Origin of the sequence: Inquilinus ginsengisoli (genome assembly GCF_031453975.1) — a bacterium.
GTDB classification, from domain to species: Bacteria; Pseudomonadota; Alphaproteobacteria; order DSM-16000; family Inquilinaceae; genus Inquilinus; species Inquilinus ginsengisoli_A.
Genome location: NZ_JAVDPW010000003.1, coordinates 628,817 through 644,733 on the forward strand (window position 1 = coordinate 628,817; position 15,917 = coordinate 644,733).

The 15,917-nt window shown below is 69.1% G+C and carries 15 protein-coding genes; 11 read left to right on the plus strand and 4 right to left on the minus strand.

Features of this window, described 5'->3' with window-relative positions; translation table 11 throughout:
* Positions 1 to 25 precede the first annotated feature (25 nt).
* Positions 26 to 1,114 (minus strand): calcium-binding protein, encoded by a 1,089-nt coding sequence (locus tag E9232_RS10575; RefSeq protein ID WP_309793895.1) that lies wholly within the window; start codon positions 1,112 to 1,114, stop codon positions 26 to 28.
* 675 nt (positions 1,115 to 1,789) lie between these two features.
* Here E9232_RS10575 and E9232_RS10580 point away from each other — a divergent pair.
* Complete coding sequence (locus E9232_RS10580) at positions 1,790 to 1,996, plus strand: cold-shock protein (RefSeq protein WP_138887178.1); 207 nt, start codon at positions 1,790 to 1,792, stop codon at positions 1,994 to 1,996.
* Between the two features lie 154 nt (positions 1,997 to 2,150).
* On the opposite strand, the gene acnA is transcribed toward E9232_RS10580, so the two are convergent.
* Positions 2,151 to 4,838 carry an aconitate hydratase AcnA gene (gene acnA / locus E9232_RS10585; RefSeq protein ID WP_309793896.1) on the minus strand — a complete coding sequence of 896 codons (2,688 nt, stop codon included), beginning with the start codon at positions 4,836 to 4,838 and terminating at the stop codon, positions 2,151 to 2,153.
* Between the two features lie 89 nt (positions 4,839 to 4,927).
* The gene (locus tag E9232_RS10590; RefSeq protein WP_309793897.1) at positions 4,928 to 5,761 is read right to left on the minus strand and encodes an alpha/beta fold hydrolase; all 834 of its coding nucleotides are present in this window, start codon (positions 5,759 to 5,761) and stop codon (positions 4,928 to 4,930) included.
* Positions 5,762 to 5,871: 110 nt separating this feature from the next.
* Here E9232_RS10590 and E9232_RS10595 point away from each other — a divergent pair, with 110 nt between their 5' ends.
* From E9232_RS10595 to E9232_RS10605, 3 genes are all read left to right on the plus strand, one after another.
* Positions 5,872 to 6,972: an esterase-like activity of phytase family protein gene (locus E9232_RS10595; protein WP_309793898.1), complete on the plus strand. Its 1,101-nt coding sequence runs from the start codon at positions 5,872 to 5,874 to the stop codon at positions 6,970 to 6,972.
* 75 nt (positions 6,973 to 7,047) lie between these two features.
* Complete coding sequence (locus E9232_RS10600) at positions 7,048 to 7,188, plus strand: VOC family protein (RefSeq protein ID WP_309793899.1); 141 nt, start codon at positions 7,048 to 7,050, stop codon at positions 7,186 to 7,188.
* Positions 7,189 to 7,211: 23 nt separating this feature from the next.
* Positions 7,212 to 7,478, plus strand: coding sequence for a hypothetical protein (locus tag E9232_RS10605; RefSeq protein ID WP_309793900.1), 267 nt, complete (start codon positions 7,212 to 7,214; stop codon positions 7,476 to 7,478).
* A gap of 130 nt (positions 7,479 to 7,608) precedes the next feature.
* On the opposite strand, the gene E9232_RS10610 is transcribed toward E9232_RS10605, so the two are convergent.
* Positions 7,609 to 8,526 (minus strand): MBL fold metallo-hydrolase, encoded by a 918-nt coding sequence (locus E9232_RS10610; protein WP_309793901.1) that lies wholly within the window; start codon positions 8,524 to 8,526, stop codon positions 7,609 to 7,611.
* Positions 8,527 to 8,743: 217 nt separating this feature from the next.
* On the opposite strand from E9232_RS10610, the gene E9232_RS10615 reads away from it, so the two are divergent.
* The 7 genes from E9232_RS10615 to ccmB all read left to right on the plus strand — a co-directional run bounded on the left by E9232_RS10615 (position 8,744) and on the right by ccmB (position 15,917).
* Positions 8,744 to 9,277 (plus strand): helix-turn-helix transcriptional regulator, encoded by a 534-nt coding sequence (locus E9232_RS10615; RefSeq protein WP_309793902.1) that lies wholly within the window; start codon positions 8,744 to 8,746, stop codon positions 9,275 to 9,277.
* Complete coding sequence (locus tag E9232_RS10620; protein ID WP_309793903.1) at positions 9,274 to 9,675, plus strand: VOC family protein; 402 nt, start codon at positions 9,274 to 9,276, stop codon at positions 9,673 to 9,675. Before E9232_RS10615 ends, E9232_RS10620 begins: the two co-directional genes overlap by 4 nt.
* A 113-nt stretch (positions 9,676 to 9,788) precedes the next feature.
* Complete coding sequence (gene creD / locus E9232_RS10625; protein ID WP_309793904.1) at positions 9,789 to 11,204, plus strand: cell envelope integrity protein CreD; 1,416 nt, start codon at positions 9,789 to 9,791, stop codon at positions 11,202 to 11,204.
* Positions 11,205 to 11,413: 209 nt separating this feature from the next.
* The gene (locus tag E9232_RS10630) at positions 11,414 to 12,865 is read left to right on the plus strand and encodes a Ca2+-dependent phosphoinositide-specific phospholipase C (RefSeq protein WP_309793905.1); all 1,452 of its coding nucleotides are present in this window, start codon (positions 11,414 to 11,416) and stop codon (positions 12,863 to 12,865) included.
* A 215-nt stretch (positions 12,866 to 13,080) separates the two neighbouring features.
* Positions 13,081 to 14,472, plus strand: a complete 1,392-nt coding sequence (locus tag E9232_RS10635) for a Ca2+-dependent phosphoinositide-specific phospholipase C (protein ID WP_309793906.1) — start codon at positions 13,081 to 13,083, stop codon at positions 14,470 to 14,472.
* 147 nt (positions 14,473 to 14,619) lie between these two features.
* Positions 14,620 to 15,255: a heme ABC exporter ATP-binding protein CcmA gene (ccmA, locus tag E9232_RS10640; protein WP_309793907.1), complete on the plus strand. Its 636-nt coding sequence runs from the start codon at positions 14,620 to 14,622 to the stop codon at positions 15,253 to 15,255.
* A complete protein-coding gene (gene ccmB / locus E9232_RS10645) occupies positions 15,252 to 15,917 on the plus strand; it encodes a heme exporter protein CcmB (RefSeq protein ID WP_309793908.1) in 666 nt (221 codons plus the stop codon). The genes ccmA and ccmB overlap by 4 nt, the downstream gene beginning before the upstream one ends.

Below are 15,917 nucleotides of genomic sequence, written 5' to 3' on the forward strand. Positions count from 1 at the left end.
GCTGTGCGGACGCGGCCTCCGAGGATCAGACGAAGGTGAAATCGGACGCCGACAGGTGCAGGGCCTGCAGGTCGTCCACGCTGTGGACATTGGTGAGGTGGACAAAGCTCTCCGCATGGTCGGCGGAGGTGACGAAGGCCAGGTTGGCGCTGTCGGTGCGGCTGTCGAAATAGGCCAGGATGTCGCCGGCCTTCTCGCCGCCCACCGCGGTGGCCGCGGCATCGGCCGAGGCGAAGCCCTGGTCGGTGATCACCACGACGCTCTGGCCATGCGCATCCGCCGCGGCGCCGTTGAAGAAGCTCTGCACCGCGCCGCCGGACTTGCCGTCGCCATGGTCGATGAAGTTGGCGCCGGCGCTGTCCTGCCCCACGCCGATGGCGTCGAAGGCGAAGGTGTCGTGCGCCGCGCTGAAGTCGGTCACGGTGGTGAAACTCTGGTCGTGGCCGGACTGCGGGTCGAAGAAGCGGAACAGGAAGGTGTCGTCGCCCGGCCCGCCGGTCATGGTGGTGAAGCCGTCGCTGCCGATGAGCAGGTCGTTGCCCGACCCGCCTTCGAGCGTGTCGTTGCCGGCGCCGATGCCGGTGTGCGGCGTGTTGCGGCCGTCGTCACCCGCGAGGGTGTCGTTGCCGAGGCCGCCCTGGAGCAGGTCGTTGCCGGAATCGCCAAAGAGGTGGTCGTTGCCGTCGCCGCCCTTGACCAGGTCGTTGTCCTGGCCGCCGAAGACGGTGTCGTCGCCCTTGCCGCCGGAGACGACGTCGTCGCCCTGGTTGCCGTTGATGGTGTCGTTGCCGGCATCGCCCCAGACATGGTCCTTGCCCAGGCCGCCATCGAGATTGTCGTCGCCATTGTCGCCATGGACCAGGTCGTTGCCGGTCCCGGCGGTGACGATGTCGTTGCCTTCGCCGCCGCGGACCAGGTCGCTGCCGGTCAGGATGGTGATGGTGTCGGCGCCGTCGCCGCCCTTGATCACATCGGTGCCGGAGGCGACCAGGATGACATCGTTGCCGCCCTCGCCATTGATCCGGTTTTCGCCCAGGGCATCGAGGATGATGTCGGCGCCGGCGCTGCCGATGAGCAGATCATTGCCGAGGGTGCCGAGTATTACATCTGTCACTTTGCATATTCCTCTATGGCGGGAATTGAAGCAAGCAGATGCTAATCGAATTCTCGATGATTACATGGGACATTCAGATAAGTTGTTTGGTCAATATTATGTCTTCTCCAGGTTGCGGTGGCTCGTGCGTCGGTTTGCTGAAAGAATATCTAAAATGCCGGATGCCGCCGGAGCATTGAGATCCGGCGGCACGAACCGAAAATCGATGCTGAACCGGTCGGGCTGCAGGGGCGGCCCGGATCCACAGGGGGCGGCGGGACGGAGAGGGGCCGGAAGTCCCGGTTTCCGGCCGTTTTTGAAGCGAGAGGGGCGATGGCGCGCCATTCGGCCGCACCGCGGCGAGATGGCTGGCCATGGACGGATGCAGGGCGGTCCCGCGAGGGCCGATCGGGCCTCGAGGCACCGCCTCCAATCTCCAGCGCGGCGCGCGGGCCGGCCGGCGGCCCAGAGGAAGTCACGCGAAGGCATCATTCGCCATATCCCAGTATTGCGGACGGCCATGGCAATGGCCGCCGTGGCGCCGGGTCGCGCAAGTTTCGGTCGAATCCGCATTCGGCGTCTAGGCGACGGCCGGGGCGGTTCCTATGTGACTGGCTTCGGCCCACTTGGCCGACGCGGCCGAGACTTCATTCGGCCGTGAACGACGGCGGCTGCGGCCGCCCAGTGGAGTGACGTATGGCGACTGGTACCGTGAAGTGGTTCAACACCACCAAGGGCTTCGGGTTCATCCAGCCGGACAACGGCGGTAAGGACGTGTTCGTGCACATCTCGGCGGTGGAAGCTGCCGGGCTTCGTTCGCTGAACGAAGGCCAGCAGGTCACGTTCGAACTGGCGCGCGGCCGTGATGGCCGAGAGTCGGCGGCGAATCTGCAAGTGTCCTGACGGACAGCTCAGAACGCTGGTATCGAAACGGGCGGCATCCCTGCGGATGCCGCCCGTTTGCTATTGCGGGGCCGCTTGCCGTCGCCGGCATGGCCCAGGAACAGAAAAGCCCGGCGCAGGCCGGGCTTCTCCGTAACGCGGTGAGGCGGAGGGCTTACGCCGCGTCCTTCACCATGCTGCGCAGCACGTACTGCAGGATGCCGCCGTTCTTGAAGTATTCCAGTTCATCCAGCGTATCGATGCGGCTGAGCAGGGGCACGTCCTGGCGGCTGCCATCGGTGCGGGTGATGGTCAGCACCATCTCCTGGCGCGGCTTCAGCCCCTGGGCGATGCCGAGGATGTCGAAATGCTCGGTGCCGTCGAGCTTGAGGTCGGCCCGGGTGGTGCCGCCGGTGAACTGCAGCGGCAGCACGCCCATGCCGACCAGGTTCGAGCGATGGATGCGCTCGAAGCTCTCGGCCACCACCGCCTTGATGCCGAGCAGGCGGGTGCCCTTCGCCGCCCAGTCGCGGCTGGAGCCGGTGCCGTATTCCTTGCCGGCGATGACGATCAGCGGCACGCCCTCGGCCTGGTAGCGCATCGAGGCGTCGTAGATCGGCAGCATGTCGCCCGAGGGCTGGTGCTTGGTGAAGCCGCCTTCGACACCCGGCACCAGCTCGTTCTTGATGCGGATGTTGGCGAAGGTGCCGCGCATCATGACTTCATGGTTGCCGCGGCGGGCGCCGTAGCTGTTGAAGTCGAGCGGCCGGACCTGGTGCTCCAGCAGGTAGTCGCCCGCCGGGCTGTCCTTCTTGATCGACCCGGCCGGCGAGATGTGGTCGGTGGTGACGCTGTCGGCCAGCACCGCCAGCAGGCGGGCGCCGCGCATGTCGTTCAGCGGCTCCGGCTCCTTCTTCATGTCGGTGAAGAAGGGCGGGTACTGCACGTAGGTCGAGCCCGGATCCCAGTCGTAGGTCTCGCTCTCCACCGTCTCGATGCTCCGCCACTCCTGCGGGCCCTCGAACACGTTGGCGTAGCGGCTGCGGAACATCTCCGGCGTCAGGCACTGCGCGATGGTGTCGGCGATCTCGCGGCTGGTCGGCCAGATGTCCTTGAGATAGACCGGCTGGCCGTCGCTGCCGGTGCCCAGGGATTCGGTGGTGATGTCCTTGGCGATCGAGCCGAGCAGGGCGTAGGCCACCACCAGCGGCGGCGAGGCCAGGTAGTTCGACCGCACATGCGGGCTGATGCGGCCCTCGAAGTTGCGGTTGCCCGACAGCACGGCGGAGACGTTCAGGTTGCCCTGCTCGACCGCCGCGGCGATCTCGTCCGGCAGCGGGCCGGAATTGCCGATGCAGGTGGTGCAGCCATAGCCGACGGTGTTGAAGCCGATGGCGTCGAGGTCGACATTCAGGCCGGCCGCGGTCAGGTACTCCGTCACCACCTGGCTGCCGGGGGCGAGCGAGGTCTTGACCCAGGGCTTGCGGGTCAGGCCGCGCTCCCGCGCCTTGCGGGCGACCAGGCCGGCCGCGACCATCACCGACGGGTTCGAGGTGTTGGTGCAGCTGGTGATCGCCGCGATCACCACGTCACCCTGGTCCAGGTCATGGTCCATGCCCAGCACCTTGGTCGGGTTCGCGGCGGTGCCGGCATCGGCCAGCAGCTTGTTGAAGGCCACGGCCGCCTGGGACAGAGCGACCCGGTCCTGCGGGCGCTTCGGCCCGGCCAGCGACGGCTCGACGTCGCCGAGGTCCAGCGACAGGCTGTCGGTGTAGACCGGCTCCGGCGAATTGGCGTCGCGCCACATGCCCTGCGCCTTGGCATAGGCCTCGACCAGGCGGACGCGGTGCGGGTCGCGGCCGGAGAATTCGAGATAGCGCAGGGTCTCGGCGTCGACCGGGAAGAAGCCGCAGGTGGCGCCGTATTCCGGCGCCATGTTGCCGATGGTGGCGCGGTCGGCCAGGGTCATGTGGTCCAGGCCCTCGCCGTAGAACTCGACGAACTTGCCGACCACGCCCTTCTTGCGCAGCATCTGGGTGACCGTCAGCACCAGGTCGGTGGCGGTCATGCCTTCCTTCAGCTTGCCGGTGATCTTGAAGCCGATGACCTCGGGGATCAGCATCGACACCGGCTGGCCCAGCATCGCCGCCTCGGCCTCGATGCCGCCGACGCCCCAGCCCAGCACGGCCAGGCCGTTCACCATGGTGGTGTGGCTGTCGGTGCCGACCAGCGTGTCGGGATAGGCGACCTGGTTGCCGGTGTTGCGGTCCTTCTCCACCCACACCGTCTGCGCCAGGTACTCCAGGTTGACCTGGTGGCAGATGCCGGTGCCGGGCGGGACGACGCGGAAATTGTCGAAGGCGGTCTGGCCCCAGCGCAGGAAGGCGTAGCGCTCGTGGTTGCGCTCGAACTCCAAATCGACATTGTGCTGGAAGGCGTTCGGGGTGCCGAAGGCGTCGACCATCACCGAGTGGTCGATCACCAGGTCGACCGCCGAGAGCGGGTTGATCCGCTGCGGGTCGCCGCCCAGCGCCACCATCGCCTGGCGCATCGCGGCGAGGTCGACCACGGCGGGGACGCCGGTGAAGTCCTGCATCAGCACGCGGGCCGGGCGGTAGGCGATCTCGCGGTCGGAGCGGCGATCCTTCAGCCACTGCGCCATCGCCTTGACGTCGTCGACCGTGACCGACCGGTCATCCTCGAAGCGCAGCAGGTTCTCGAGCAGGACCTTCAGCGAGAAGGGGAGGCGGGCGATGTCGCCCAGCGCGGCCTTGGCCGCCTCGAGGCTGAAATAGTCGTAGCTCTTGCCGTCGACCGTGAGGCTGCGGCGGGTCTTGAGCGTGTCATGTCCGGTGAAGGTCACGGAAGGGCTCCTTCGGTCGAAGGCTGATCGCGATTGATGATGCGGGCCTTCATGTAGCGCGTCCGTGCAAGCCGTTCAAATGCAACGGCTTAAGAACCGTTCGCAACTGCAAAATTCACGATCCGGGGCAGCACCCGGTCGGTCGCCTCGAAATGCGGGGCGTGGCGGCAATCGGGCACCAGCCAGATCTCGCAAGGGCCGGAAACCCTGGCTTTGATGGCGTCGAGCTGGGCCTCGGTGCCGTATTCGTCCTCCGCCCCCTGGATCGCCAGCACCGGGCAGCGGATCGAGGGCAGCGCGTCGCGCATGTCGAAGCTGCGGAAACCGGGGGTCGGCCACAGCTCGGCCCAGTTGGCGAAGGTGAAATCGGTCTTGTCGCCGTGATAGCGGGCCAGCACGGCGCGCAGCCTGGAGTCCGGGGCGTGGAAGGCGGCATGGGCGACGGCGATGCCGGCCAGGGTGACGTCCTCGACGATGACATGCGCCGCCTCCGACACCACCCAGGCGGCGCGGCCGGGATGCGCCGCGGCGAACAGCAGGGCAATGCTGCCGCCGTCGCTGTGCCCGACCAGCCCGGCACGGTCGACGCCCAGGGCGTCCAGCACCCGCGGCAGGGTCTCGCGGGCCTCCTCGTACAGATAGCGCTCGCCGCGCGGCCCCGGCAGCGGGTCGGACCGGCCGAAGCCCAGCCGGTCCTGCGCCAGCACCGGATGGCCGGTGGCGGCGGCCAGCCGGGCCGCGACATCGACGTCGCGGCGCGTCCACTGCGCGACGGAGCCGAGGCCTTCGTGTAAAAGCAGCAGGGGGAGGCGCCCGGCCCCGCCGGGCGGGTCGAGGCGCTGCCAATACAGGCGATGCCCGTCGATGCGGATGAAGCCGTCGCTGCGCTGCAGGGGCGCCTGGCCGTTTGCCCGGGGGTCCATGGCGGCCTTCTCCGTCATCAAAGCAACACGCGTCCGTCATGCCGTTGTCGCGCGCCCATGGTCAACAGGGCACACGGGTCGACAGGGCGCAGGACGTTGGGGGATCGGATATGGCGAAGACAAGGTTCGCGGCGATCGTCGCCCTGCTGGCCTGTGCCGCGCTGCCGGCCCGGGCCGACGGCATCGGCCGGCTGCGGCTGATCGGCGAGGCGGCGCTGCCGCAGGGCATGGACTACCGCGGCACCACCGTCGGCGGCCTGTCGGGGCTGGACTGGGACCCGGCGGCCGGGCAGTGGATCGCGCTCAGCGACGACCGTTCCGACAAGGCGCCGGCCCGGTTCTACACCCTGGCGATCGACTATGATGCCGAGGTGGTGCGCGGCATCGCCGTGACCGGCGTGGCCACGCTGCGCGACGCCGCCGGCCAGCCCTTCGCGCCGAGAAGCGTCGACCCCGAATCGATCCGCCGCGACCCGGGCGGCGCGCTGTACTGGAGCAGCGAGGGCGGGGTGAAGGCCGGGATCAGCCCGTCGGTCAACGTCGCCGCGCCGGATGGCGGGCTGCGCCGCAGCCTCGACCTGCCGCCGCGCTACCGGGCCGCCGCGGACGGCGCCAGCGGCCCGCGCGACAACCTGGCCTTCGAGGGGCTGGCGCTGGGGCAGGACGGGCGCACGCTGTTCGTGGCGATGGAAAGCGCGCTGGTCCAGGACGGGCCGATCGCCACGCTCGGCAAAGGCAGCCCGGTGCGCATCGCCAGCTACGACACCGCGACCGGCCGGGCGGGGCCGGAGCATGTCTACGTCACCGACCCGATCCCGGTGGCGCCGCTGCCCGGCGGCCAGGCCGATAACGGCGTGTCCGAGATCCTGTCGGCCGGCGACGGCACGCTGCTGGTGCTGGAGCGGGCTTACGCCCAGGGCCGCGGCAACTCGATCCGGCTGTACCGCGCCGACCCCGCGCTCGCCACCGACGTCGCCGGGCTCGACTCGCTGCTCGACGGCAGCTGGCTGGCGATGTCGAAGACGCTGGTGCTCGACTTCGCCACGCTCGGCGTCACCCTCGATAATTTCGAGGCGATGGGCTGGGGCCCGCCGCTGGCCAACGGCCATCGCAGCTTGGTCGTGCTGTCCGACGACAACTTCAACCCGCTGCAGGTGACCAAGGCGCTGGTGTTCGAGGTGCTGCCGGCCGACATGGCGGCCGGCGGATAGGCTCCGCCCGTCGCGCATGAGCCGGGCTCATCCGCCGGTCGAGAAACCGCAATCGAGGGGCAGGGGCGGCTGCACATGGCCTTCGCCATCGGGGTAGCCGACCTTTCGGCGTGGCGGGCGCGGCTGGAGCGGGAAGGGGTCGCGCTGACCGGCGAGGCGCATTGGCGCTTCGGCGGCACCAGCCTGTACACTGGTCAGGCGGTTGCTAAGACCTGAAACACACCCGCATGTGCTGCAGCATGAGCCAGAACGACGCGACGAATGAAGAGTTCTTCAGTGATCTTCGGGCGCTGATCGACGGATGGTGCGATCGACGTTGTCTGCACCTCCTCGCGGCCGTGCTGCCGTCGTATGTCGGCTTCAATGGCCTGGCGGACGATTGGGGTGAGCTTCGAGACGCATTGAAGATTGCAGCCATTTCTCAGCGGGATCCGCTGCTCTCAACCGAACGCGAAACCATTGCCGATCTCGTGCGGACGGCGGATCACAGACTCGAGTACCGGTAAGTCGCGTTCCCGCCCAAAGGCGACGATTTCAGCCACGCCCCATCGGGTTTTGATCCTGGCCGCTTGACCCCAGGCCCAATGGCGCATCCCTCCCACGGGACGGGAGGGATGCGCCATGACCGACAGGCGGTCAGTAATCCCAGAAGACCGGGACCCAGCGGAAGGCGTCGCCGGCTGCCGCCACCCGGCCGACCGACGGGAACGGCAGGTGGGTGGCCACCAGAAGGTCGCCGGTCTCCGCCAACTCCCGCAACAGACGGCCCCGGACGCGGGCCGATTCCTCGGGATCGTGTTCGAAGCCGTTGTACCAGTCGGGGTGCTCGAACCCGACCGCGAACACGAGATCCCCGGCGAAGGTCAGCCCGTCGCCGCCGGACGCCACGCGGACCACGCTGTGTCCGGGGGTGTGGCCGCCGGTGCGACGGACGACCACGCCCGGCGCCACCTCGTGCTCCTCCTCGAAGGTCCGCAGCTGGCCGCGGTACTCGGCCACGAAATGCTTGGCGGCCGACCGCAGGGCGTCCGGGAACCCCGGCGGCATCGAGACGTGGGAGAAATCGGGCGCCTCCCAGAACTTGACCTCGGCGGCGGAAACGTGGATCCGCAGGTCCGGACGCAGCCGCTCCTTCACCCCGTCGACCAGCAGCCCGCCGACGTGGTCCATGTGCATGTGGGTCAGCACGACGTCGGTCACCTCGGCGAGGTCGATGCCGGCGGCCTCCAGCCGCTTGATCAGCTGCCCGGCCCGCGGCAGATGCAGGTCCGGGTCGGACCCCAGCCCGGCATCGATGAGGATGGTCTGGCCGCCGCTGCGCACCACGACCACGTTCAGCGCCCAATCGAACGCGTCGGGCGGCAGGAACATGTCCTTCAGCCAGGCCGCCCGGACCGCCGGGTCGATGTTGTGGGCCAGCATCGCGGTCGGCAGCGGCAGCACGCCATCGCTGACCACCAGCACGTCGATGTCGCCGATCCGCAGCGCATAGCGCGACGGAACCAGTTCTTCGGGCTCCGGCCTGCCGGGGGATGAGATACTGTCCGGGCTCATGTCTGTCTCCTGCTGATCGCCTTGCAAACGGCATGGGCGACGCTACGGCGCGGCTGGTTTGCGGTCGATTGGGTCGAGGGAGAGGGCGGGCCATACCAGGGGATAGGTTCTGTCATTCGGGATAGGGGACCCGATAAGGTCCGGCCCGAGCCTCATATCGATCACGGTTGCTCCTGCTGGTAATTCTGAAAGGATCGCAGGAGGGGAGGGATGCGCCATGGCCGACAAGGACTCCATCGGGTCGACCAGGGCCCCCGGCACCACGGGTCAGGATCCCGCGCTGCTGCGCCGCCTGCTGCGCGCCAAAGATCGGATGGACGCCGCCTCGCAGGAGGATTGGCCCATCCCGCGGCTGGCCAGCGTCAGCGGCGTCTCCGAGGCCCATTTCGCGCGGTCGTTCAGGCAGGCCTTCGGCGTCCCGCCGCACCGCTACCTCCTCACCCGCCGGCTGGAGCGGGCCAAGGCGCTGCTGCGCGACACCGACCTGCCGATCACCCAGATCGCGTTCGAGACCGGCTGGAACAGCCTGGGCACCTTCGGCCGCGTGTTCCGCGACGTCACCGGCGAGAGCCCGGGCCAGCTGCGGGCCCGCGAGAAGGCCGCCCCGCACCAGCCCGACCGGGTGCCGGCCTGCGTCCTCGGCGCCGCCCACCGGCCCGGCCTCACAATCGCAGTTTCGGAGAAGCGGCGGCGGGACGGGGGCGATAGGGTCTGCGGGTCCGAAGCAAACGAGGAAACGGAGGTCCCATGAGCCAGGGTGTCGGGGTGGTCGGTCTGTACGTCCGCGATCAGGACGAAGCCCTTCAATTCTATGTCGAGAAACTCGGTTTTCGCGTCCACACCGATGCGCGGAACGGCGACTTCCGCTGGCTCACGGTGCAGCACCCGGACCAGCCGTCCTTCCAGCTCGGCCTGTTCACGGCGCAGTCGCCGATGGTCGATGCGGCGACCGCGCAGGCCCTGCGCGAGATCGTGGCGAAGGGGGCGATGCCGCCGCTGGTGCTGGTGGTCGACGACTGCCGCGCCGCCCATGACCGGATGTCCTCCCGCGGCGTGGAATTCACCCAGGAGCCGATCGACCGCTACGGCACCGTCGACGCCGGCTTCCGCGATCCCTCGGGGAACGGGTGGAAGATGATCGAGGGGTAAGTGGGATGAGCGCCTGAGCCGGGAAGCGCGCCCCAGCCTTACCGCCGCATCGCCACGAAGCGGCCATGGCGGGCGGGGAGGGTGGGAACCCCGAAATCCGCCCAGGCCCCGCCATGTCCGTCGACGCTGTTCTCCCGCCCGGCCCCCCGCCCGGCCCCACCGTGCCGCCAATCCGGCGCTTCCGCGCCGGATCGCCGTCGCTGAAGGTGCTGGCCATCGTCATGCTGATCGTCGCCTTCGTGCTGCCGGTCTTCCTGGTCAGCGACGTGATCGGCGAGCGCGAGGATCGCTACCGGTCGGTGGTGTCGGAGATCGGCAACAGCTGGGGCCGGCCGCAGCAGGTGACCGGCCCGATCCTGGTGGTGCCGTTCCGGGTGCCGGCCGAACGCCGCGCCGACGGCACCCTGCCGCCGCCGCTGGAGCGGCCGCTCTACATCCTGCCCGACCAGTACAAGATCAGCGCCTCGGCGGCGCCGGAGACGCGGCGGCGCGGGCTGTTCGAGGCGGTGGTCTACAGCGCCGACCTCGACCTGTCCGGCCAGTTCCTGATCGGCGACGCCGCCGCCCTGGCGGGGCCGGAGGCGACGATCGACTGGGCCTCGGCCTATCTCTATGTCGGGGTCGCCGACCCGCGCAGCATCCGCGAGGGCGCCTCGCTGCGCTGGGGCGGGCACGAACTGCCGTTCCAGCCCGGCGCGCCGGGCGAGCTGGGCCAGTCTCTCGGCGCCGGCATGACGCTGCGGGTGCCCGGCCTGACGGCGGAGTCGGCCCAGACGCCGATCCCGTTCGCGACCACGCTGCGGCTGAACGGCAGCGAGCGCATCGACTTCCTGCCGCTCGGCCGCTCGAACCAGGTCACCGCCAGCTCGAACTGGCCCGACCCCAGCTTCGACGGCGCCTTCCTGCCGGTGCGCACCACCATCGGGTCGCAGGGCTTCACCGCGGAGTGGGAGCTGTCCTATTTCGGCCGCGGCTATCCCCAGGCCTGGGTCGGCGGCGACGGCAGCTACCTCTCCGCCATCGCCAGCTCGGCCTTCGGCGCGCGCTTCTTCCAGCCGGTCAACGCCTACCAGCAGACCCAGCGCTCGGCGAAGTACGGCATGCTGTTCATCGTCTTCACCTTCACCCTGTTCTTCCTGTTCGAGACGGTGGCGCGGCTGCGCATCCACGTCTTCCAGTACGGGCTGGTCGGGCTGTCGCTGTGCCTGTTCTACCTGCTGCTGCTGTCCTTCGCCGAACAGGTCGGCTTCGCCGGGGCCTATGGCGTGGGCACCGCGGCGGTGGTGGTGCAGATCGTGCTGTACTGCCGGCCGGTGCTCGGCACCTGGAAGCGCAGCGCGGTGCTGGGCGCCCTGCTGGCGATCCTCTACGGCACCCTCTACGCCCTGATGCAGCTCGAGGACCTGGCCCTGCTGCTGGGCTCGATCGGCCTGTTCCTGGCGCTCAGCGCGGTGATGTACACCACCCGCAAGATCGACTGGTACGCCGCGGTGCCGTCGCCGGTCGACCCCGCAGGGCCTACTGCCTGACCGAGGGCCGCCTGACCGGGCGGGGAGGGCCGCCGCATGGTGCGCGACGGCCCTCCCATCGTTCTTCTCTCGCCCGCCTCTGCGAACACGTGTCCCATCGTCATGAACACGTGTTCAAACCGTCATCCCTCCGTCTTTCAAGCCACCTAGCATGGCGGTTGCGCCGGACCGGGCGGGCCGGATCGCGGCGCCTGACGAAGGGGGATCCGATGAGACGAGGTCTTGCGTTCGGGGTGGTCGCCATGGCCGCCCTGCTGTTGTCGGCGGTGGGAGCCCAGGCCCAGGGGACGATCGGCATCAAGCCGCCGCGGCCGATCGTCTTCGATCCGCCACCGCCGCCGCCCGCGGTGCCCAACGCCCAGGCGCTGTTGGGGACGACGCCCTACAACGCCGCCTATTGGTCGCGGCCGCACAACACCTATGAGAAGACGAGCTTCGCCCGGCTGACCGACGCGCTGGACCGCGGCAACCAGGCGATCGAGCTCGACGTCTATGACGATTATCTCCTGCCGGTGAAGCACAACCCCGGCGACTCGATCGCCCTGAACAATTGCCGGGGCGGCGCCGGCGGCTTTCTGCGAGACTGCCTGGCCGACATCCGGGCCTGGAGCGACGCGCATCCCGGCCACCTGCCGATCACGCTCCAGCTCGATCTCAAGCCCGGCGACCTGGTGTTCGGGGGCTGGGACTCGTCGGCCAAGACCGCACTCGATTCCACGATCGCCCAGGAGCTCGGCGCCAAGGTCTACCAGCCGGAGGCGCTGCGGGCCTTCACCGGCTACGCCTCGCTGCGCGAGGGCGTCTACCGGGCCGGCTGGCCCAGCATCGATGCGCTGCGCGGCCGCGTCATCGTCCTGATGATGGGCGGGCCGATCGGCGACAAGAACGACACCCAGGAAGAATACATCAACCAGTTCGGCGCCAACGCCCACATCTTCGTCTGCCCCGAGGCGCATGAGCCGAAGCATTTCTACTGGAACAGCGCAGCCAAGGATTTCGACGACCCGAACACCAACAAATGGGTGATCTGCGGCAACCAGGCGGACGACAAGTACTGGTATAAGGACACGCTGACCGCCCAGCAGAACGGCCAGCTGGTCAACCTGTGGTCCAGCAACACGCAGCGGTTCGACATCTTCAACCACATGTATCTGGCGGCCGGCTGGGGCGCATCGATGATCAGCCGCGAGACCCTGCAGACCTGGGGCGGCAAGCTGCCGCTGAACGGCATCCGCCGCTCGGTCCCGACCGGCTTCACCCTCAGCAGCGAACTGACCGGCCTCTGCGTCGAGATCCAGAGCGGCGTCTACGCCAACGGCTCCGACCTCAACCAGTTCAACTGCACGACCGGGACGGCCCAGCAGTGGCACTACAGCGACGAGACCCAGCTGCGGGCCGTCGGCAACGACGAGTACTGCTTCGACATCAATGGCGGTGACGGCAACAATGGCGACCAGCTGCACATCTGGGATTGCGACGGCGGCTCCAGCGAGAAATGGCAGCTGCAGCCCGACGGCCAGTTGGTCGGCATGACCGGCCGCTGCGCGGACGTGGTCAACACCAATCTCGGCACCCGGCTGCAGATCCGCGATTGCAACGGCGGCGCCGGCCAGCGTTTCCGGCTCCACAGCTACCCCAGCGCCAACGACCCGCATTACTGAGGGGCCGCATTGCTGAGGGGATGGGAGGGTCGCACATCGCGGCCCTCCTGCGTGAATACGTGTGCATCGATCGGAAACACGTGATTGATGGTTCATGAACACGTGTTCAAATTGTCTCGTGACTGTCATCCGGCCGTCGCCGAACGCTCCTAGCATCGCCGTCGCGCGGTGCCGGGTCGGCCGGCAGCGGCGCATCTGCCAAAGGGGGGGAGCTGATGGGACGGGGTTCACTATCGGGGGCGGTCGTTGCGGCCGGCCTGCTGCTGCTGTCGGCGGTGGCGCCGGCTTTGGCCGACGTGCCGGCGGCCCAGCCGCTGGCGGGATCCACGCCGTACAACGCCGCCTATTGGTCGCGGCCGCACAACACCTATGAAAAGGCGCATTTCGCCAAGCTGACCGATGCGCTCGACCGCGGCAATCAGGTGGTCGAGATCGACATCTACGACGCCTCGGGCTTCCCGGTGAAGCACAACCCGAGCGAGGCGGACACCGCCAACAACTGCAAGGGCGGCGCCGGCGGCCTGCTGCAGGATTGCCTGCGCGACATCAAGGCGTGGAGCGACGCCCATCCCGGCCACCTGCCGATCACGGTGCAGTTCGACCTCAAGCCCACCACCGGCCTGTTCGGCTGGGGCGCCAGCTACATGTCCGGGCTGAACAACCTGGTGATCAGCGAGTTCGGGGCCAAGGCCTACAAGCCGGAGGATCTGCGCGGCTTCACCGGCTACGCCTCGCTGCGCGAGGGCGTGTTCCGCGCCGGCTGGCCCAGCGTCGATTCGCTGCGCGGCCGCATCATCGTGCAGATGATGGGCGGCCCGATCGGCGACAAGAACGACACCCAGGAAGAGTATGTGAACCAGTTCGGCGCCGCGGCGCAGATCTTCGTCTGCCCCGAGGCGCATGAGCCGAACGACTTCTACTGGAACGGCAACGCCAATGATTTCGACGACGCGAACACCAACAAATGGGTGGTCTGCGGCAACCACGAGGCGGTGCAGTACTGGTACAAGGACACGCTGACCGCGCAGCAGAACGGCCAGCTGGTCAATCTGTGGTCCAGCAACGAGACCCAGTTCGACGCCTTCCAGCAGATGTATCTGGCGGTGGCCTGGGGCGCCTCGATGATCAGCCATGAGAGCCTGGAGACCTGGGGCGGCAAGCTGCCGCTGAACGGCGTCCGCCGCTCGGTCGCAGGCGGCTTCTCGCTGCGCAGCGCCTCCAGCGGCTTCTGCGTCGAGATCCAGAGCGGCCTCTACGCCAACGGCTCGGACCTCAACCAGCGCAGCTGCACCGGCGCGGTGCCGCAGCAATGGGTCTACAGCGACGAGACCCAGCTGCGCTCGGTCGGCAATTCCGCCTACTGCTTCGACATCGAGGGCGGCAACGGCAACAACGGCGACAAGCTCCATATCTGGAACTGCGACGGCGGCTCCAGCGAGAAGTGGCAGCTGCAGACCGACGGACGGCTGATCGGCATGAACGGCCGCTGCGCCGACGTGGTCGACAACACCGTCGGCACCCGGCTGCAGATCCGCAACTGCAGCGGCGCCGCCAGCCAGCGCTTCGACATCGTCACCAGCCCGAACGCCAACAACCCTCATTTCTGAGGCGGGTGGAGGGATGGCTGCGCCGGCCGGGGGGCGGCGCAGTCCGAGGGGGCAGGGCCGTTCGCGGCCCTGCCCCTTCCGCTTTGCCCCCCTTCCGCTTCGACGGGTCCGGCTGCTATGCCGGGACATGACCGCGATCCGCCGCCCATGCCCGCCCCAAGCGTGACAGCCCCCAGCCTCAAGGCCGACGACCTCGCCTGCCTGCGTGGCGGGCGGCTGGTCTTCGCCGGGCTGTCCTTCCGGCTCGCGGCCGGCGAGGCGCTGGTGCTGACCGGGCCGAACGGCAGCGGCAAGTCCAGCCTGCTGCGGCTGGTCGCCGGGCTGGTGCCGGCCTTCGCCGGCACACTCGACTGGACCGGCGCCCCCGGCTCGATCGCCTATCTCGGCCACCAGGATGCGGTGAAGCCGGCGCTGACCCCGCGCGAAAGCCTGCGCTTCTGGGCCGCCACCGCCGGCGCCGTGCCCACCGCGTCCGGCATCACGGCCGCGCTGGCGGCGGTCGACCTCGCCGGGCTGGACGACCTGCCCTGCCGCTACCTCTCCGCCGGCCAGCGCCGGCGCCTGGCATTGGCCCGGCTCGAACTCGGTCCTGCCGTGCTGTGGCTGCTCGACGAACCGACCCTCGGCCTCGACGCCGCCTCGGTGGCGCGGCTGGAGGCGCGGATCGCCCGGCACCGCGCCGCGGGCGGGCTGGTGATGCTGGCGACCCATGTGCCGCTGGCCCTCGACGGCGCCCGGGGTCTGGCGCTGCAGGATTTCGCGGTGGACGAGGCGCCGCTGTGAGGGCCTTCCTCACCCTGCTGTCGCGCGACCTGCGCCTGGCCCTGCGCTCGGGCGGCGACGTCGCCGCGGTGCTCGCCTTCTTCGTCATCACCGTGGTGCTGTTCCCGCTGGGCATCGGGCCGGAGGCGGCGCTGCTGGCCCGCATCGCCGCCGGGGTGGTCTGGGTCGCGGCGCTGCTGGCGACCTTGCTGGCGCTCGACCGGCTGTTCGCCCAGGACTACGAGGACGGCTCGCTCGACCTGCTGGTGCTGTCGCCGCTGCCGCTCGAGGCGGCGGTGCTGGCCAAGGCGCTGGCGCATTGGCTGCTGACCGGGCTGCCGCTGATCCTGCTGTCGCCGCTGATGGCGGCCATGCTGGGGCTGCAGGCGGGGGTGTGGCCGGTGCTGGTGCTGTCGCTGCTGCTCGGCACGCCCTGCCTCAGCCTGATCGGCGCGGTCGGCGCCGCCCTGACGCTGGGCGCCCGGCGCGGCGGGGCGCTGCTGGCGCTGCTGATCCTGCCGCTGTTCATCCCGGTGCTGATCTTCGGCGCCGCGGCGGTGGAGGCGGCGTCGACCGGCCTGACCGCGCGGCCGCATCTCTTGCTGCTCGGCGGTTGCCTCGCCGCCGCCCTGCCCCTGGCCCCGATCGCCGCGGCGGCAGCGCTGCGCCAGGCGCAGTCTTAG